This is a genomic window from Allobosea sp. UC22_33 (genome assembly GCF_042700715.1).
GTDB lineage: Bacteria > Pseudomonadota > Alphaproteobacteria > Rhizobiales > Beijerinckiaceae > Allobosea.
On the sequence record NZ_CP170556.1, the window covers coordinates 1,433,048 to 1,450,588 of the forward strand.

Annotated in this window: 24 protein-coding genes and 1 riboswitch; of the genes, 16 read left to right on the forward strand and 8 right to left on the reverse strand. The window is 62.5% G+C overall.

Going from position 1 to position 17,541, the window contains the following annotated elements:
• Positions 1-5: 5 nt before the first annotated feature.
• Positions 6-218, forward strand: a riboswitch (cobalamin riboswitch).
• A gap of 214 nt (positions 219-432) precedes the next feature.
• The 12 genes from ACFJGT_RS06820 to ACFJGT_RS06875 all read left to right on the forward strand — a co-directional run bounded on the left by ACFJGT_RS06820 (position 433) and on the right by ACFJGT_RS06875 (position 9,988).
• Positions 433-1,470, forward strand: coding sequence for an ABC transporter substrate-binding protein (locus ACFJGT_RS06820; protein WP_377847174.1), 1,038 nt, complete (start codon positions 433-435; stop codon positions 1,468-1,470).
• Positions 1,467-2,510 carry a FecCD family ABC transporter permease gene (locus tag ACFJGT_RS06825; protein ID WP_377847176.1) on the forward strand — a complete coding sequence of 348 codons (1,044 nt, stop codon included), beginning with the start codon at positions 1,467-1,469 and terminating at the stop codon, positions 2,508-2,510. Before ACFJGT_RS06820 ends, ACFJGT_RS06825 begins: the two co-directional genes overlap by 4 nt.
• 10 nt (positions 2,511-2,520) lie before the next feature.
• Positions 2,521-3,315 (forward strand): ABC transporter ATP-binding protein, encoded by a 795-nt coding sequence (locus ACFJGT_RS06830; protein ID WP_377847178.1) that lies wholly within the window; start codon positions 2,521-2,523, stop codon positions 3,313-3,315.
• A gap of 425 nt (positions 3,316-3,740) precedes the next feature.
• Positions 3,741-4,976, forward strand: coding sequence for a tyrosine-type recombinase/integrase (locus ACFJGT_RS06835; RefSeq protein WP_377847180.1), 1,236 nt, complete (start codon positions 3,741-3,743; stop codon positions 4,974-4,976).
• 244 nt (positions 4,977-5,220) lie between these two features.
• The gene (locus ACFJGT_RS06840) at positions 5,221-5,601 is read left to right on the forward strand and encodes a helix-turn-helix transcriptional regulator (protein ID WP_377847182.1); all 381 of its coding nucleotides are present in this window, start codon (positions 5,221-5,223) and stop codon (positions 5,599-5,601) included.
• A gap of 208 nt (positions 5,602-5,809) precedes the next feature.
• Positions 5,810-6,151 (forward strand): hypothetical protein, encoded by a 342-nt coding sequence (locus ACFJGT_RS06845; protein WP_377847184.1) that lies wholly within the window; start codon positions 5,810-5,812, stop codon positions 6,149-6,151.
• Positions 6,148-6,396, forward strand: coding sequence for a DUF6074 family protein (locus tag ACFJGT_RS06850; RefSeq protein WP_377847186.1), 249 nt, complete (start codon positions 6,148-6,150; stop codon positions 6,394-6,396). Before ACFJGT_RS06845 ends, ACFJGT_RS06850 begins: the two co-directional genes overlap by 4 nt.
• Before the next feature lie 717 nt (positions 6,397-7,113).
• On the forward strand, positions 7,114-7,458 hold the full coding sequence (locus tag ACFJGT_RS06855; RefSeq protein ID WP_377847189.1) for a hypothetical protein: 345 nt from the start codon (positions 7,114-7,116) through the stop codon (positions 7,456-7,458).
• Positions 7,448-7,882: a hypothetical protein gene (locus ACFJGT_RS06860; protein WP_377847191.1), complete on the forward strand. Its 435-nt coding sequence runs from the start codon at positions 7,448-7,450 to the stop codon at positions 7,880-7,882. Before ACFJGT_RS06855 ends, ACFJGT_RS06860 begins: the two co-directional genes overlap by 11 nt.
• Positions 7,872-8,219 carry a hypothetical protein gene (locus tag ACFJGT_RS06865; protein ID WP_377847193.1) on the forward strand — a complete coding sequence of 116 codons (348 nt, stop codon included), beginning with the start codon at positions 7,872-7,874 and terminating at the stop codon, positions 8,217-8,219. Before ACFJGT_RS06860 ends, ACFJGT_RS06865 begins: the two co-directional genes overlap by 11 nt.
• A 249-nt stretch (positions 8,220-8,468) precedes the next feature.
• Positions 8,469-9,233 (forward strand): hypothetical protein, encoded by a 765-nt coding sequence (locus ACFJGT_RS06870; RefSeq protein WP_377847195.1) that lies wholly within the window; start codon positions 8,469-8,471, stop codon positions 9,231-9,233.
• A gap of 362 nt (positions 9,234-9,595) precedes the next feature.
• Positions 9,596-9,988 (forward strand): hypothetical protein, encoded by a 393-nt coding sequence (locus ACFJGT_RS06875; protein ID WP_377847197.1) that lies wholly within the window; start codon positions 9,596-9,598, stop codon positions 9,986-9,988.
• Between the two features lie 46 nt (positions 9,989-10,034).
• On the opposite strand, the gene ACFJGT_RS06880 is transcribed toward ACFJGT_RS06875, so the two are convergent.
• Positions 10,035-10,868 carry a GIY-YIG nuclease family protein gene (locus ACFJGT_RS06880; protein ID WP_377847199.1) on the reverse strand — a complete coding sequence of 278 codons (834 nt, stop codon included), beginning with the start codon at positions 10,866-10,868 and terminating at the stop codon, positions 10,035-10,037.
• 123 nt (positions 10,869-10,991) lie between these two features.
• Between ACFJGT_RS06880 and ACFJGT_RS06885 the strand changes: the two genes are divergently transcribed.
• The 3 genes from ACFJGT_RS06885 to ACFJGT_RS06895 all read left to right on the forward strand — a co-directional run bounded on the left by ACFJGT_RS06885 (position 10,992) and on the right by ACFJGT_RS06895 (position 13,090).
• Positions 10,992-11,315 carry a hypothetical protein gene (locus ACFJGT_RS06885; protein ID WP_377847202.1) on the forward strand — a complete coding sequence of 108 codons (324 nt, stop codon included), beginning with the start codon at positions 10,992-10,994 and terminating at the stop codon, positions 11,313-11,315.
• Between the two features lie 108 nt (positions 11,316-11,423).
• Complete coding sequence (locus ACFJGT_RS06890; RefSeq protein ID WP_377847204.1) at positions 11,424-11,957, forward strand: hypothetical protein; 534 nt, start codon at positions 11,424-11,426, stop codon at positions 11,955-11,957.
• Positions 11,958-12,088: 131 nt separating this feature from the next.
• Entirely contained in the window at positions 12,089-13,090 is a 1,002-nt protein-coding gene (locus tag ACFJGT_RS06895; protein WP_377847206.1) for a DUF4238 domain-containing protein, read from the forward strand.
• Between the two features lie 41 nt (positions 13,091-13,131).
• Here ACFJGT_RS06895 and ACFJGT_RS06900 read toward each other — a convergent pair whose 3' ends face one another.
• The 4 genes from ACFJGT_RS06900 to ACFJGT_RS06915 are packed head-to-tail and all read right to left on the reverse strand — an operon-like array spanning position 13,132 to position 15,802.
• A complete protein-coding gene (locus tag ACFJGT_RS06900; RefSeq protein WP_377847208.1) occupies positions 13,132-13,425 on the reverse strand; it encodes a hypothetical protein in 294 nt (97 codons plus the stop codon).
• A complete protein-coding gene (locus ACFJGT_RS06905; RefSeq protein WP_377847210.1) occupies positions 13,422-13,805 on the reverse strand; it encodes a hypothetical protein in 384 nt (127 codons plus the stop codon). Before ACFJGT_RS06905 ends, ACFJGT_RS06900 begins: the two co-directional genes overlap by 4 nt.
• A gap of 13 nt (positions 13,806-13,818) precedes the next feature.
• On the reverse strand, positions 13,819-15,411 hold the full coding sequence (locus tag ACFJGT_RS06910; protein WP_377847212.1) for a terminase large subunit: 1,593 nt from the start codon (positions 15,409-15,411) through the stop codon (positions 13,819-13,821).
• Entirely contained in the window at positions 15,380-15,802 is a 423-nt protein-coding gene (locus ACFJGT_RS06915) for a phage terminase small subunit P27 family (RefSeq protein ID WP_377847214.1), read from the reverse strand. Before ACFJGT_RS06915 ends, ACFJGT_RS06910 begins: the two co-directional genes overlap by 32 nt.
• Positions 15,803-15,955: 153 nt before the next feature.
• Between ACFJGT_RS06915 and ACFJGT_RS06920 the strand changes: the two genes are divergently transcribed.
• Positions 15,956-16,138, forward strand: a complete 183-nt coding sequence (locus tag ACFJGT_RS06920) for a hypothetical protein (protein WP_377847216.1) — start codon at positions 15,956-15,958, stop codon at positions 16,136-16,138.
• Here the strand turns inward: ACFJGT_RS06920 and ACFJGT_RS06925 are convergent.
• Genes ACFJGT_RS06925 through ACFJGT_RS06935 form a run of 3 tightly spaced genes read right to left on the reverse strand, consistent with a single transcriptional unit; the run spans position 16,119 to position 17,463 of the window.
• Positions 16,119-16,442: an HNH endonuclease gene (locus tag ACFJGT_RS06925; protein ID WP_377847218.1), complete on the reverse strand. Its 324-nt coding sequence runs from the start codon at positions 16,440-16,442 to the stop codon at positions 16,119-16,121. The two genes, ACFJGT_RS06920 and ACFJGT_RS06925, sit on opposite strands and share 20 nt — an antisense overlap.
• Positions 16,443-16,483: 41 nt before the next feature.
• Entirely contained in the window at positions 16,484-16,840 is a 357-nt protein-coding gene (locus tag ACFJGT_RS06930; protein ID WP_377847220.1) for a hypothetical protein, read from the reverse strand.
• Between the two features lie 2 nt (positions 16,841-16,842).
• On the reverse strand, positions 16,843-17,463 hold the full coding sequence (locus ACFJGT_RS06935; RefSeq protein ID WP_377847222.1) for a hypothetical protein: 621 nt from the start codon (positions 17,461-17,463) through the stop codon (positions 16,843-16,845).
• Between the last annotated feature and the right edge of the window lie 78 nt (positions 17,464-17,541).

Here is a 17,541-nt window from a genome sequence, read left to right on the forward strand (position 1 = left end):
CTTATAGGGTGGGCGCCGATCGAGGTTCTCCGGGTTGCTCCCGGAGCTAAGAGGGAATTCGGTGCTGCGCGCCACGCGCAAATGCCGAGGCTGCCCCCGCAACTGTAAGCGGCGAGCTCTCCACCCATCGTCCACTGGCGCCAGACGCGCCGGGAAGGCCGGGCGGAACAGGCATCGACCCGCGAGCCAGGAGACCTGCCCCGGTCGTTGAAGACGTCTTTCGGACGGGGTGTTCCGAAGCCTGTGTGTCGATGGCGACCCTTGCGGCCAGCCTCCCGCCCCACATGCCCAAAGCTGCCCCGGCCGTCATCTCGGGGAGCGATGAAACTCATGTTCACGAAGACCACCACTCAGGCCGCTCAGCGCGGCTTGACGGCTGCCTGCCGCGCACTCTATCAGAAATGCAACATTGTTACATTTCGGATAGCCTCGATGCCGGCTGCGCGCCCGTTGAATCACCTGTTCCGCCTCTCGGCCGCCGCGCTGTTCGGAGCTCTCGCCGCAGGCACGGCCAGCGCGGCGCCGACCAAATATCCGCTGACGCTGGAGAATTGCCGCGAAACGATCACCTTCAACGCCGCGCCCAAGCGCGTTGTCGCGATCGGCCAGACGCAGACCGAAATTCTCTATGCGCTCGGCCTCGGCGACCGCGTCGTCGGCACGGCGGTCTGGTTTTCGCCGGTGGCCAAGCCCTATGAGGCGGTCAATGCCAAGGTGAAGCGCCTCGCCGACAACGATCCGAGCTTCGAGGCCGTGCTGGCGCAGGAGCCCGATCTCGTCACCGCGATGTTCGAATGGCATGTCGGGCCCAACGGCATCGTCGGCAAGCGCGACCAGTTCGCCAAGGTGAAGGTGCCGAGTTACGTTTCGCCGACCGATTGCGTCGGCAAGGATAATTCCGGCGCCGGCGACGGCGTGCGCACGCAGATGTTCACGATGGAGCTGGTCTATCGCAACATCCGCGAGTTCGGCGAAATCTTCGATGTCGCCGACCGGGCCGACAAGCTTATCGCAGAGCTCAAGGCGCGCGAGGACAAGGCGGTCGGGCAGGTCGCCAAGCTGAAGGCGCAGGACGTGCCGGTCGTCGTCTGGTTCTCCAGCAAGGACATCAAGGGCGACGGTTTCATGGCCGGCAAGAACGGCGTGCCCGCCTATATCCTGTCGAAGCTCGGCGCCCGCAACATCATCGCGACCAACGAGGAATGGCCGCTGGTGGGCTGGGAAAGCATCGCCGCCGCCAATCCGGCCGTGATCGTCACCGTGAAGATGGATCGCCGCCGCTTCCCGGCCGACGATATCGAGAAGAAGCTGGAGTTCCTGAAGACCGACCCGGTCGCCAGCAAGCTCGACGCCGTGAAGAATGGCCGCATCGTCATCATGGATGTCGGCGCGACCCGCGCCGGGCTCGACACGGTCGACGGCATCGAGACGCTCGCCAAGGCGATCGCCGGCTTCGGGATCTCGCGTTGAGCCACGCCGCCCATGGGCCGAACTGGCCGGCGCGGATCGGCATCGCGCTGGCCTCGCTGCTGGCGCTGACCTTCTCGGTCGCGCTGGCGGTGACGATCGGCGAGATGCGCATCCCGCTCGACACGGCCCTGAAGGCGCTCGGCAACGGGCTGTTCGATCTCGACTTCCCTGTCAGCGCGATCCAGCAAGGCGTGATCTTCGATTATCGCCTGAGCCGCGCGCTGATGGCAGGCTTATGCGGCGGCGCGCTCGCCCTGTCGGGCGCGATCCTGCAGGCGCTGCTGCGCAATCCGCTGGCCGAGCCCTATATCCTCGGCATCTCGGCGGGTGCCTCGACCGGCGCCGTGGCGGTGCTCATTCTCGGAATCAGCATCGGCGGTGCCGTGCTCTCGCTCTCGGCCGGCGCCTTCATCGGCTCCTGCGCCGCGCTCGTCGTCGTCGCGCTCTTGGCAGCGGGGGCAGGGGGCGCGAGCGACCGCGTCATCCTCGCTGGCGTCGCCACCTCCCAGCTCTTCAATGCCGCGACGGCGACGATCGTGACGACGCTCGCCAGCGCCGAGCAGGCGCGGGGCGTCATGTTCTGGCTGCTCGGCAATTTCGGCGGCGTGCGCTGGCCTGACATCTGGATGGCGGCACCGGTCGCCTTCATCGGCTTCGGCATCTGCATGCTGCACGCCAAGGTGCTCGACGCCTTCGCCTTCGGCGTCGATGCCGCGGCCTCGCTCGGCGTCGCGGTGACGCGGGTGAAGGTCGTGCTCTTCGCCACGACGGCCGTGATGACGGCGGTGATGGTCTCGATCGTCGGCACGGTCGGCTTCGTCGGGCTGATCATTCCCCATGCCGCGCGCTTCCTCGTCGGCTCGGGCCATGCCCGCCTGCTGCCGGCTTGCCTCGTCATCGGCGCGATCTTCATGATCCTCGCGGATATCCTCTCCCGCGTCCTGATCCCCCAGCAGATCCTGCCCATCGGCGTGGTGACGGCCCTGTTCGGTGCCCCCGTCTTCGCGCTGATCCTCTACAGAGCCAGGAGACCGCAATGAGGAGGCCGGCATGACGCTCGCGACCCGCGAGGTCCGCTGGGGTGTCGGCGGCCGGATGATCGTCGATGGCGTGACGCTGGAAGCGGCGCCCGGTCGCGTACTCGGCCTGATCGGCCCGAACGGCTCGGGCAAATCGAGCCTGCTCCGGTTGCTCTGCCGCCTGCGCAATGTCGCGAGCGGCGTCGTCACGCTCGATGGCAACGACATCGCCGCCGTACCGCGTCGCGATCTCGCCCGCCGCCTCGCCTTCGTCGAGCAGCAGGCGACGACCGAGATCCAGCTCTCCGTCTGCGATGTCGTTCGCCTCGGCCGCACGCCGCATCGTGCTGCGCTCGCCTCCTGGAACGATGCCGACGAGGCCGCCGTCAACGAGGCGCTGGCGCGGGTCGGGCTCACCGAGCGGCACGATCAATTCTGGCACACGCTCTCAGGCGGAGAGCGTCAGCGCGTCCATATCGCCCGTGCGCTGGCGCAGGAGCCGAGCGAGCTGATCCTGGACGAGCCGACCAATCATCTCGACATCCAGCACCAGCTCTCGATCCTCAGCCTGGTCCGCCGCCTCGGCATCACCTGCATCATGGCGCTGCACGATCTGAACCTCGCCGCCATGTTCTGCGACGAGATCGCCTTGCTGCATGACGGGCGCCTGCAGGCGGCCGGCGCGCCGGAAGAGGTGCTGACGGCAGAGGCGATCCAGCGCATCTTCGGCGTCGCGGTCTCGATCCGCCCGGGAGCTTCCGGGCGCCGGCATATCGAGTACCTGATCGACGCCGAATCGCGGAAGGGCGCGCCTGGAAGCGGCTGAGGTCTCATGGTTCGTAGCGTTGGGCCTTGTTTCGGCCTCCGTGAAAACGTGATGCGTCCTGGCGCTCACCACAGGGAAGGCATGGATAGCCGGCCGTTCTTCCGAAACCCGTCCGAGGCATGTCGGACCGCGATCTTGAGCCGGAAAGGGCCCCTCGATGTCAGGGATAGCCCGGACACAGGCCTGACACCGCGCAATCTGCTCGGCGGCGCCTTAGTCAACCAAGGAGGTAGGAGTGGCGGAGACGGAGTCCCTCTCCGTCGAACCCAACGACATCCAACCACGTCCAGAAAATGACGCTCCCGGAAGCGCTTAGGCTATTCGAGTCGTCCAGCCGCATCCATTGAAGTCCGCTCAAATCCAGCTTACGAACGTATGTAGAGACGTATGCTGTCTCACTTCGATTCCACTTTGCGAGGTTCGCTGTGGCGCTGGAAAAGCTTAGTGCATTGAAAGTCGCGAAACTCAGTCGGGTGGGTTTGCACAGCGACGGGCAAGGCTTGGGGCTTCAGATATCCCGCTGGTCGACGAAAAGCTGGATCTTCCGATACTCTCGCGGCGGCAAAGAGCACCGAGTTGGTTTAGGACCATACCCAGACGTGTCGCTGGCAGAAGCGCGGCTCCTAGCGCAGGAATGCCGTCGTCAACTCCGCGCGGGGTTAGACCCTCTGAGCGAGCGCCGAGCCAAACTTGCGACGGTGCTAGCTGACGCAACCAAGAGCGTGTCGTTCAGCGAATGCTCGACCCGTTACATCAGTGCACATGAAGCCAGTTGGCGGAACGAAAAGCACCGCCAGCAATGGAAGAATTCACTAGCAACTTACGCCGATCCGGTGATCGGCAAGCTCGATGTCAAAGACATAGATACCGGCTTGGTGTTGAGGATCCTCGAACCGATCTGGTCGAAGAAGACAGAAACAGCGACTAGGTTGCGCGGTCGTATCGAGCAAGTCTTAGATTGGGCGAAGGTACGCGGATATAGGACTTCTGAGAACCCGGCGAGGTGGAAAGGGCATCTCGACAAGCTGCTGGCGTCTCCGAAGAAAATCCAGAAAATTGAGCATCATGCTGCGGTCGCGATCGATGACGCGCCCGCCGTCGTGAAGCGGTTGCGCGCACTCACGTCGAGTTCGGCGCGGTGCTTGGAATTCGTCATCCTCACAGCCAGCCGGAGCGGCGAGGCCCTCGGCGCGGTTTGGGATGAGTTCGATTTCGCTGGAAAAGTGTGGCGTATTCCCGGTTCGCGGATGAAGGCGCATCGCGATCACGCGATTCCATTGACCGCCGACATGCTCAAGCTCCTCGAAGGGCTGCCGCGCGAAAAGGGAAACCCCTTCGTATTCATCGGCGCGAAGGCTGGATCTGGCCTATCAAACATGTCGTTGTTAATGTTGCTGCGCGGCATGATGCCAGATCAGAAGGTTACGACGCACGGTTTCCGGTCGACATTCAAAGATTGGGCGAGCGAGCGGACGAGCTTCGCGAACGAAGTCAGCGAGGCTGCTCTTGCGCATACGATCGAGAACAAAGCCGAAGCGGCTTACAGGCGAGGCGATCTTCTTGAAAAGCGCCGCCGGTTGATGGCCGCTTGGGGCGCGTTTCTATCGTCCGAGCCGAAGGCGGGGCAGGGGGCAAAGGTCGTCGCGATCCGGGCGAAATAAAATCTGTGGATATCGTACCCGGCGATGGTGCGCCGTTCTGACCACTTTTCGAGGGCGCTCCGGCGCCCTTTTTCGTTGGTGCCTGCACCAACGAGGCCGACTTAGGCCAGCAGTACCAGTCAGTCTATCTCAAGTGTAAAATTGCAAATTGCAATTTAGATCGCGCTGAAATCCCGATGATTGCTGAGTTTTGGCGGTTTAAGGCTCCGTGTGAGGCGTGTTTTAAAGTCATCGTGCTTCACTCATGTTCGACCATCGTCTGATGGCAACCAAATCGGTTCGCCTGAATTCAAGGAGAGTGATCGTGAATTTCGTAGCAATTCGACTGGGGCGCGTCCTGGAGAAGGTTCCGTATGGAAGATCGGCGCTTTTATCGATGGTGAAGGAGGGTCGGTTCCCCGCGCCGATCCGGCTCGGCGAGCACGCCGTGGCGTGGGTCGAGGCGGAGGTCGACCGGTGGCTCGAGGCCCGTATCGCAGAGCGTGACGCCGGCATCGCTGTTCCGATCCGGTCGCCGAACCCCGCCGGGCGCCCGCGCAAGCCGAAGGCCGAAGCTGCCCCTGCGCCCGCCGAGCCCGCTCTTCCTGCGCCGCGCCGTCGCCGCCGCTCGGGGAGTGCATCATGAAGTGCCCCGAAACGAAAAATCCACCGCCGGGGGCAACCGGCAGTGGATCTCAGGCCGACAATCCGAAGCACCAGACCGTCCCGAATGTCGTAGCCGCCGAGGCCGCGACCGACAACCCGCCGCTGCTCTATTGCCGCACCGCCATCGAACGCCGGCGCAGCGCGCTCCGTTTGCTGGCCTCGCGGCTTCTTGACCGGAGGACCCGGTCATGAGCGGGCGCGTCAGGCCAAGTGTTCGCAAAGCGCGAGAAATCACGGCCGCCGAGGGCCGGCGCCGCGCTGATATTCGGCGCTGCGTTGAAGCGTTGGGTCAAGCATGGGGCGAGCAAGAGCTCAGCGACGCGATCGGTGGCTTCAGCCCCGAGTGCGTCGCTGAGTCGATCTGGCAGCGCGCTCGCGCAGACCAGCTTGAAGTAGCCTCGGCCTATGAGCTCGCCGAGGACTATCTCGGTCGGCTCAAATTGCTGATGAAGCTCCGCGCCGCCGGGGTTGCGGAAGGGCTTGTCGACGCCGCCGTGCCCGCCCTTCACGATCCGGAGGGGGCGACATGAGCAACGTTCTCGTATTCAGCCGCGCGCATGACAAGGCGTTTCTGAGACGCCATGCCCGCAGAATGGCATCGTTCAGGCCGAAGCAGGCGGAGGGCCATCTCGTCCGCCTGCTCGACCAGCAGCGCGGCACTCTCCGCCGCCGCGGCATCACCGAGGACGTGATCAAGGCAGAGCTGGCCGCGATCGAGGGCGGGATCCGCGGCGAGCTGTGGAAAGTAGTCCTCCTTCGAGGAGGCACGGCGTGAGAGAACATGACGCGACCGGGCGCAGCCGTTCTAGCGCCCGGCCTAGGAAGTCACGGCGCGGGCCGAACTCGCCGCCGACGGATGTCGGTTGGGCGTGGTTAGGCCTTGATCTGCTCGAATCCGCCGCGTGGGTGGCTTGCCCCGACGCTGCTCGCCGCGTCGTGATGCTGGTCGTTCGCGAGCACGTCCGGCACGCGGGAACGAGCAACGGCAGGTTGCCGGTGACGTGGCGAGATTGCCGGCGGGAGGGCGTCAGGCAAGGCGGCATCAGGATAGCATTCGCTCAGGGTGAGGCCCTTGGCCTGATCCGCTGCACGGGTCGCGGCCGGCCTGCCAACGGGCGTGACAAGGGCGCGCCAGCTCTATGGGCGCTGACTTGGCTGCCAATCATTGGTGAGAGCCCGCCCACGAACCAGTGGAAGAGGTTCAAGTCGGTCGCCGAGGCGAAGGCCGCGCTCAAGGCCATGCGTGTTGAAGACGAGGTTCAAGAGGCCCACCCTGGGCAGAATATAGAGAGTGAGACCACCCCGGTACCAGAGACCCCAGCCGTTTCGGGCGATTTTCGAGCTGCGAAAGCCGGCTGATGGTACCGCATTGGTATCGTCTCTGCGGTACCAAAATGGACCTAGAGAAACCGGGCGCTTCCGCCCGGTTCCCCCCACAATTCGTTGAAAATGGCGCCCTCGGAATTGAGGTGCGCCGCTATGGAGATCTCTCATGAGACGCCACGAAGAGTATTCCTATGCCGCCCGCCGCGAGGCCGATGCGGTGCTCGGCCTGATGAAGAATCCCCCGGCTGACTGGTACACTGATCCCGACGACCCGGACGATTTCCCGGCGATCTTCGGCATCAACTTGGCTGAGAAAGCGCTCGCACTGGACCTGCTCGACTTTTTCGAGGCTGACACCGACCTGGACGTGCTCGTGGAGCGGGTGATCCGATCGATCGCCGATCATGAGTTGCTCGCCGTCCCCGGCGCGATGGAATCGGCGGTTGGCTACTGTCAGCTCCACCTCTGGCGTCGTGCCGCTGAAGCGCAGGAGGCCGGCAATGTCCGCTGAGCACGGCGCGGCGATGACGCATCTCGATTTCAGCTTCCTGAGCAACCCATTCGAGCGCGCGTTCTTCGAAAGCTACTGGACTGAGCGGGACGGTATCGTCAGTGGGGTTGTCGCCCGCGAACTGGGCTTTCTCGACGCGAAAGACGTGACCGACCTGGCCGGGCTGCCTGAAAAGTTTCGCGGCAGGGGCTGGCTATGGCGCCGGATCGAAAAGGCGATGACGACATATTGCGAGCGGCGCGGGCATCCAGTCGCAAAATGCCCGTGGAAGGAAGCCAAGGTGCCATTCTGGCCGCCGGAAGCTGTGGCAGCGTGGCTGGACGACGAAGGCCGCGATGAGATCGCGAAATTCATGGCGAAGCCCGGCAGAAGTGCGCAGATTGTCGAACTACTGACCGCGCGGGAGATGCACCATGAGCGATGACTATGAAGAAGATGAGAGCTGTCAGATCTGCGATTGCAGCGGGAAGTACGTCGCTTATCGCGCTGGCGGATTTCATCTCTACAGAGCCGGAACGGGCGCGTACTTTGGCACCCATGGTTTGAAGCCCGGCACAAGCTTTCGTGCCAACGAGGTATTCCGCGACGGGCGATATGTTGGTGAGCTGCGGCGTGAACGGCTTGTATTTGATCCCGCTAAGGCCGAGTTGCGGGCGCTCACATACCCCCAGCCGCGAATTGCCGAGATCGACACTCTGCTTCCGCCCATCGCGCCAGCAATCCCAATGCCGCCGGGATGCCGAAACGTCGAGTTCCGGTAGGGCTGCCAGCATTACGCTGCCGCAGACCCTGAGCAAGTTAAAGGCGGCGTTCCGGACCGCGCCGCTCCAACTCGGAAAATGGCGCGAACGCCATCAGAGGCACCCATGCGGCGATCAATCGGACCCGCTGTAGCGCATTCTAGGAACCGATAGGGTAATTTTGGTCAGGAATCAGGGATGCCGAGCTAGACTTTGCAAGATTGCCGAGGCACCACAGACCAGTCGTAACTGGCTGGGGACATGGGGACGATGGCTGCCGAACCTTTCAACCGGGACCTGAGCCCAGGTGAGCTTCTGATAGTCCTAGATGGGCAACGCCCGTTTTCCGCAGCCGACATCGCGAGCTTATTGTCCTCCTTGTCGAATGACTACCGCGCAGCGAATCCGGGTCGGCAACTGCTGGTGACGAGCCTCCAAACGGGATCCTTATGGGTCACGGTCATGGACGGACTGACTGCCGCCGCTCCCTATGTGAAAGATGCCGCTGTGCTGGCCAAGGACGGCAAAGCAATCTTCGATTTTGGGAAGGCAATCCGCGACGAATTGGTTCGGAAGAAAAAACAGAGTGTCCCTCTTCCTCAGCCAATTGCCGCTCATCTGCCGCACAGAAGCGTTGAAAAAATCGCTCAGATCGCCGCTGACTCCGGCAGGGGCCTATATCTTCACCAGAAAGGCGCTGATGGCTCTGAGCTTCAGCTGGAGATGAAGCCTCCGGAACTTGAGCATATCCATCACATCACACAGGCAGAACGGCGCCTTCGGAGATCGCCGCGAGAAAAAGTTGTGGCGATGCGAATGCCGCTCCACGACGTCAGCTCGGTCATTGATCAGCTCGCATCCATTGATTTGTCAGATGCAGAAACGCTCATTCGAACGATGACAACGCTACTCGAACCTCAAGAGCGCGCTAGATATCTAGCGCGGTTGGCCGGCTTGTTGAGAGAAGAAGGCCACACTCCTCTTGCTGATTTGGTCATCCGAGAGCTCGATCGCATTGGCCGCCGTGGCCGATAACGGCGATCGTGCGGCTGGCCTGCACGCGATCATAGTTCAGTCGGCCTTTGCACCGCGCTTCAAAGCCGCCACCGCCCATGCCGAGAAGAGCTGGCTTAGGCTAACCAGCCCAGCCAATAGCCAGCCATTTCCATGAGACGCGCGACGACTATCTGGACGACAGCCTCCGTGATCGCCTTCAGAAGCCAGAGGAACCCATCTCGAACCATCGCGCCCTCACTGAACTTGAGTGATGGCGAACCCATACGGGGCGATGGTTGAGGCGTAGAATCGGCGGGCCGAAATCCATCACGATGTTGGATTTGCTGCCTTGATCGGCCTGATCCGGCGTGCAGGATACCCATTAAGCACGGGGGGATTCCATGTCGGCTGATTTCGAAGACATCAAGATTGTGGGGCTCGACGATGGAGCATCAGGTGCTTCTGGGCAGGGCGCGCTCCTTCGGATGGTACTTAGATTATCCGTGCGACCACAGTTGGACTGGGCGAGGGGGTTTGATCATCTGTGGAAGCAACACCTCTACGCGATGAAGCGAAGCGCCAGTGTAAAAGGTGAAACGATAGTCACTGTATGTTCCCCGGCTGAGCTTGAAGACGGACTGCTTGCGGAGCTTCAAACAGTCGTCGCTCAGACAAATGCGGTATACCGTGACCACCTCAATGAGCAGACCAGACAGCGCGCGGCTGACGAAGCAGCGGCAAAGAGGGTAAAAGAAGATCTGGCCAGCCTTAAAGGGCGCCTGAAGTTCGACTGACTGGCCGTGACCGAGCCGCTCCCTCACGGCGATGTGAGCGCCAACATCAATTTCGATTCAGCCCCATCTCTTGGCTCTGCAGCTTCCTTTTCCATAGCTGCTCGCTCCGGAACAGATCATCCAGAGTCGCAGAGCTGCCGAGCGTCTCAAGGATCGAAACTTGATAGTCGCTCGGATCTCTGCTTTTCAGCCCTATATTGCCGCCGTGCCCCGAGCTGAAATACTCCCGCCAGCGGCCCATAAAGCCCGTCGCACCGGATGCTTGCCCTACGTACTGCTCGCGTGTTTGCGGGCAGGTCAGCAGGTAGATGCCGCGCGTGCTCGCCAATGCAGTGACCCACCCTGAAGGAAGCGCGCCAATCTCAGACAGATTAATCACTAAGTTCTGGAAACCCGGAAATGGTGGCTCGCTGAATGTTGGGCGAAGCTCGACGATCCGCTTCGGCGCAGAATCCGCGCGTTGAATCCACGACCTGAAACCAGCCCCCCAATCGATCAACAGCCTCCCCGCATAACCTGCGAGTTCAGGCCGGGGCGCCAATGAATAGAAGTTGCAGGTTTCGGCCTCTTCCGTCGCCCCAGTGATGGGGTGGGTTCGGTCTTCCCGCAGCAGCCCGTCCAACCCCGCCGAATACATCCCTATGAAGAGCGTTTGTCGGCCTGGGAGAGCGACGAAGGAAGCCCATAGTGGGGCTCGCAACTTCGGCTCATCAGAGATCGCCTGCGTCGCCTGATAGGCTTCGAACGCTTGGCGGTTGTCCCGCCACACGGCGTAGATCGAGCGATGTGCGGTATGCTTGTTTTCCTGATGCCGGAGCAGCCTCACCGAGCCTCGATCCAGGCCGGCGACATCCAGCAGGTCGCCAAAAGCTAGCTCCATTTCGTCCCCCGATCGCTATCAGCGGTAAGTGATAACGGAATTTGCCTTGGGACGCTCCCTTAGGCCACTTGACCTGCGCAGCTCTTGATTGTGATTTTGTTCTCATAGGCGAGGATAAAAGTCATGAGGCGAAAGGGCGAGCTAACGGCTGGCAAGGCCGATCGCGAATATCCGTATCAAGTCGCCGTCCGTTGCATTCCGGGGCAAAACGTCGGGCACATCAATCAATGCGGCCCGTTCAGCTCGCTCTGCTGGCTCCGGCACCATGTTGGCGACGGCGAGCACAGCTATGAGGTCCTGTGTTTCAGCGAAAAGGCACAGGCGGATGCTTTCCGCGAAACGATCCGAGGCGAGGAATTCGATCCTCGGGACCGCAGCGGCGGACGATGGATCAGAGGGCGCGGCGCGAGGCGGGACGAGGCGCGCCGACGGCGCGGCTATTGGTGAGACGGACGCCCGAATTCAATGGCTAGAGCCGCGGATTCCGGGTGGTATACGGGCATCCGGCGGCCGTGATAATCGAATTTGATGATGCGACTGGTCTAAGGTGAGGCGATGGAAGAACTCGGAAAAAGCGTGATGGCTGCAGTGGGCAGCGATCCCGTATGGGCCGACATGGGCTTGTATATGGAAGGCCTCAACAACGAGTTAGATAGAGGAGCTGTTCTGATATCCAGCAGCTACCTCGAAGGTCGACTTGGCGAGCTGCTTAAGCGCTTTCTAGTCGCGGGAACCGATTCAAAGGCTCTGGTTGACGATTTCAATGCACCCTTCGGTACGTTCTCCGCTCGGATTAAGGGGACTCACGCGCTCGGCATCATTAGCGATACAGAGCGGGATCGTTTGGATTGGATTCGGAGAATCCGCAACGAGTTCGCTCATAATCTGAAGGCGAACTTTTCTGAGCAACGGATAAGCAGCCTCGTCAAGAACATGAAGCCTTTCGATGTGCAGGGTAAGGAAATCGTGATGCCTCTGAAGATGCAGTTCACGGTGGCCGCTGCGCAACTTGTCGTAAGCTTCAATCACCGCATCGGAATAGTTGAACAGTCTCGACTTAAGCCTGTTAATTGGCCTGCCGGGAGCTAGAGCTGCGTTCTACAATAAGCGGAAGCGCAACATCTGCAACGCGTCGGAAGGGATCATTTGAGCGCTAAAAACCGCTCGCCTGGGCGGTGGCGACGATTGTAAGCGTGGGGCTCAGAGCTAAGCATGGCGATATGAACCAGCCCAAAAAACCTCGGCCGGTTATGCATCACATCGTGCCGAGGATGCACCTGAGCCGCTTCGTCGGCGCCGAGCCAAAAGGGCACGTATGGACGTTCTCGAAGCAGGGCGCCAAGCCTCGCTCATCGATCCCGGAAGAGACCGCAACAGAGCGTCACTTCTACTCAGTCGAGAACCCGGATGGTACGCACGACACTTGGATTGAGGAGACGCTCTCAAAGATAGAAGGGGCTGCGGAAGAACCGTACCGGAAGCTATTACTCGGCGAGATCCCGGTCGGCGCCCAGAGGATGGATTTCGCGGCCTTCATTGCGACGATGTATGTCAGGACGAGGCCGGCTCGCCGCATGTCTGCTGAAATGCAAAGCCGCATGTTTCAGCTTCAAAACCACGCTACGGCATTGCACGACGGCGCCTTCAACACGCTCATTCGCAGGATGGAAAAAGACGAAGGCCGAACCTACTCCGCTGAGGAGCGCGCCGCGATCAAATCGGTCATGATCGATCCGAGCTCCTTCGAGTTACACATCCCCAAAGAGCGAACGCTCGACATCCTTGGGAATGCAAAGCCGATAATGCCTCTCGTCCACGACATGGCATGGTCGGTCGTTGAGCCGGAGCGTGGATTCATTATCTCGTCTGACAACCCAGTCTGCCGGGTCGTGATAGGGCCGCGACTTCCGATGGGCGACGGTGGGTTCTTGCATAAAAACGTGGAGGTGTCGTTCCCGCTCAGCCCAAAGCGCATGTTGCTAATGTCGTGGCATAAAGGTCTACCGCCAATGTTCGAGGTATCGCGGGAATTTATCGACGGACGCAACATTTTGCGCGTTCAGCACGCTGAGAGCGAGGTTTACTCGCACCTCATGCACGCGAATACACGGCGGCTGGTCGACCGGTATGCCAAGCATCGCCTCAGCATGGCAGGCGGCACTATGCCTGGCCAAAAGCTAATGGAAACGAAGGTCCCGCGCCGCTGGAAATGGGAGCAGTGACAAGGTGCAATTGGGCAAACCTCGTTGGAGGGCGTCCCGGCTCAATGCGTCACTCTGCTCGGCCCGTCTGATGCGAGCATAGCCAATTCGGCCTGAAGTATGACCTCGGCCAGCATTTCGCCGTATCGTCGACTGGCAGCTTCCGCAAATGCTTCAACCTGCTCTTCGCTGGCGCCCTCGGCACGAAGGGAGGCTAGACGATTTGCGATCGCAGTTTCGCCGGCTGCGGCAACCTCGTTCGCATCGACACCAGCCCGTGAGAGCACATCGACCAGAGCGCGGGCGAGATCGGCGCCCGCGATCCGTCCGAGCACCTGATACCGCTCAACGCTCACGGGCGTTCCCGCCGCGCCTCACGGAGCCGCCGGCTGGCCGTGTCGATGTCTTCCCGGAGCTCTTCTCGATCGAGCAGAATTCGAATGGCATAGGTCCTATCGTGCCCATCTGCTTCGATCAGTCCGTGCGTCACCAACTCGCGTACAAGCAGGTTTACAGAGCGGCCTTGGACGCCGAGCGCAGCCATCTCGGCCAGCTCGGCATGGGTCGGGCTGATGCGGCCGCTTTCATCGCTGCCGGCGACCAACGCGATGAACAGTCGTGCAGCCGGCGCGGTTAGATATGGCTTGCACGCCGCGAGCCGGATCTGATGCAGCTTGTCGATCGGATTGGCCGGCACTCGGGCAAATGCTCGTGGCGCGGCGTTGGCAGTCTGCATGACACCAGCCCTCCTAGATCACGAGCAGGCCATCGGCCCGCTCTTCGGTTTCGTAGACGGAGCCGCCGCCGCCAGCCGCCGCCCGCGCCACGGCCATGGCAGCAGCCACTGCACCGTCTATCCGGTCGCGGCTCTTGCCTTTGTGGAACGAGCAATTGCCGGCTTTGTCGCGCTCGACGGCGATGTTTTCGAAATGCCAGCGCAGGATGGGATGGCCGCCATGGCGGAAGCGCCGGCCGACAATCGCTCGCTCCAATTCTTTGATGGCCGGCGCCATCGTCACCCAGCCTTGCCTCATCTCGACGGCCGGGAAGCCGTCCTCGAGCAGGTTGTTCATGGTGACGCGCGCCAGGTGCGGATCGAAAGCAATCTCCTGCACGTCGAACGCGTCGCACAGCTCGCGAACCTTCGCTTCGACGTGACGAAAATCGACAACGTTGCCCGGCGTCGGTTCGATCAGCCCCTCGGCGGCCCAGCGTGGGTAAGGAACCTTGTCGCGGTTCTCACGCCCACGGAGATTGTCGGCAGGGCAGAAGAACCACGGATGAACGACATACCCATCCTCGCCGTCGCGCCAGCAGGCGACAATGACGGTGAGGTCGGAATTGCTCGACAGGTCCACTGCTAGCCAGCACGGCTCGCCGCGCAGCTCCGCCAGGTCCACCGGGTCGGCGCCCTCGTCATACACCGACATGTCGACGAAGGGCGCAGCGGAATGATCCAGCCAGATATTGAGATGATACTGTCTGAAATCCTCCCGATCGGCAGGCCGTTCACGCGCCTCGCGTGCGAGCTGGCGAAGTCCGTCGAGATCCGGGAAGCCCTCGGCGAGGCCGGGGTTCACCAGATGCCAGAGCTCTTCGTCCTGCCAATCGCAATCCGCCGGCGACTGGAAGAGGATAGGCAGGAAGCCGGGATCGATCTCCGGGCGCGCCGCGACCTTCACTGCATACTCATAGATCCCGTGGGCGAGGTTCTCCTTGCCGCGCCCCGCAGTCGTGATGATGACGAGCAGTGATCCCGGCTGTTTCGCCAATCCGGTGCGCAGAGCGGTCCAGAGCTTGCGGGACGGCCAAGCATGCAACTCGTCCGCAAGCACGAATGCCGGCGTCCGACCGTGCTGCAGATCACCTTGCGCCGGGATGGTGCGGAACAGCGTCCCGGACTTCCGATGTTCGATCGTGTCTTCGGACTCGGTGACCTTGGCGACCTTGTCGAGCCATGGCGTGGCACGGACGATCATCCGCGCTTCATCCGCCGCGAGCGCAGCCTGATCCTCGGCAGCGGCCGCCGCGATGATTTGGCCGCCCTGAACCCGTTCGTGGCCAAAGGTATGGAGCAGGCCCAGCCCGGCGCCGATCGTGGTCTTGCGGGCGCCACGCGGCACCATGGCGAATACCGTCTTCACCTCGCGCTTGCCGGCGGCATTCGAAGGTCCATAGATCCGCCGCACGACCCGTTCCCAGAATGCCGGCAGGTCGAACTCGCCGCTCTCCGATTTCGGATGCCGCAGGGCACGCAGGAATTCGACGGCACGCTCGCCGCGCCCGGCAGGATCCGCGATGGGGGAGCCGTCAAAGATCCAGTCCGGACGGAGCGCCATCATCGGCTTCCCCTCCCTGCACTGGACCGGATAGACCGCGACGCGAGCGTGCTGCCGGCGTCAGGCCGAGTTCGGCGGCAAGGCGCGCCACGGTTTCATTCGTCTTCGACATGACGCCGAGAGCGGGATGCGGCTTCGGTTCGCCGCCCTTGGTGCGGACGAAGGCGCCATCCTTCTGAACGGCCTTCACGCATTCGCCGACCGTCCAGCGGGCGATGACATAAGCCGCGACCGTGCCCAGCATGGCCGGCGATAGCAGCTTCCGTGCAGCCAGGTCGGACACGACGCGGTCCCACTCGGCGCGGCAGCTCTTCGGGACATCGGGCGGCAGAGGTGCCGCTCCGGAGAGCCCACCCTCGATCGCCTTCAACGTGGTGGGGCGCCGGCCTCTCATCGCGCGAATTCCCCACGAACCGAATTCGGCGGAACCTTGCGCGTGCCTCCCCGTGCGGTCTGGCCCCCGGAGGTCGAAGTCTCGACCCGCCCCCCGTTGAGCTTTGCCGTCACGAACACCATCTTTGATCGATTGCAAACCGGAAGATTTCCAATGATCAAATTGACTGATGAAGAGCGGCTCTTGCTCGAGAAGCTTCGTCGCGGGCCTGCACGCGTGTTCGACGACGGAGTAACGGCGCGACCGCTCCACCACGGCGCTATCGAGTATGCCGGTAACGACGCGTGGCGGCTGACTGAAAAGGGACGGGCGGCGCTCAAAACTGGTGTCCTCTGATCGGCCTGCCAAAGCCGCCCTCGGAGGCGATGGCCTTCCGGGAGTTGCAGACGCGGGCGAACGGCTGCCAGTTCGAGCGCGACCAGAACAGGACGGGATCGCCTTTGTGGGCGCGGATGTGGTCGACCATGTCGGCGACCCTGCCGCAGCCGCAGGCACAACGCTCGTTGCCGGGTAGGGCGAGGAAGGCTTTGGACTCCCTCTGCCAGCGACCGCCATAGCCACGATGGGCAGCGGTGCCGCGTTGGGCATCGTGCGCCTTCGCCTTGGCGTGCTGGCAGGCGCAGCGCTGGCCGGAGGCCACGACCTTGCCGCATGAGCAAATACGGGGAGCACGCACCGGCATCAGCGGACGCGCCCCTCAATGCGCACGACGATGCCACCGACGACGATCGGCAAGGCCTGCTCGATATGACGATCAACACCTCGGCTGACGATCCAGTCGCCACGACGCGGGTAGGGCGGACCGCTGGCGGCACTGGGCCAGCTCGAGGAGGCGCCGAATGGTGTGGGCGACATGATGAACTTGCTGTCGGTGAGTTCGATGCCGAGCGTGACCTCCTCGCCTTGATAGCCGGAGATACGCGCGCGAGCCGTCACGGTGGCGAAGGTCGTCTGACCGGTACCGATGCGGCGTTTCACGACGACGGTCTCGCCCTTACGGGAGAGCTGGCGATCGAGGCGTGCGACGAGTTCGGCCATGATCACCCCACCGCCGGAGAGCGGTACGGGGAAAGCAGGCCCTGCACCTCAAGCGGCATGGAGTCGGAGTTGGTGCCGAGCGAGCTGAACCAGGTCGTGGCGCCGACGCCGTCCTCGGTTTCGGAGCGGATCGAAGGATCCCGGCTCTGGGCCAGCCATCCGTATCGGATCAGCAGCAGCGTAGCGCGCTCGATATCATGAGGCAGCGTGCGACCGGCTTCGCCCGGCAACACATACCCCGCCGAATAGGTGATGACGGTTTCGCCGTGCGGCCAGAACAGGCAGCGCGTTGGCGAGCGGCGATAGAGCAGCCCGGCAGCGCGATTGACCGCATAGCCGTCCTCGTCGATAGGCGTGCCGTTGACGGTGAGGCTGGCGATATCGACGATTGGGAACCGCGCCAGTGCCAGCATGTCGGTGCTGGACCGTTCGAGCAGCGTCTCCCGAACAGTCTCAAGCGCGAGCGGACGGCCGAGCCAGCCGACGATGGCGGCGCTCTGCTGATCGATCCAGCGCTCAACATCGCTGTCGCTCGCCTGATCGAGCGTGATGCCGCAATCCGCGCGGACGGCGTCGACGGTTGTCAGTCTCGTGCTGGTGGCTGCAGCGATGATTTCGAGCATTCGAGCCTCGCGAGTGAGAAAGCGGGGAGCGCGACAACGGAGCAGAAGCACGCTCCCCGCCCAGACCGGCGCCCCACA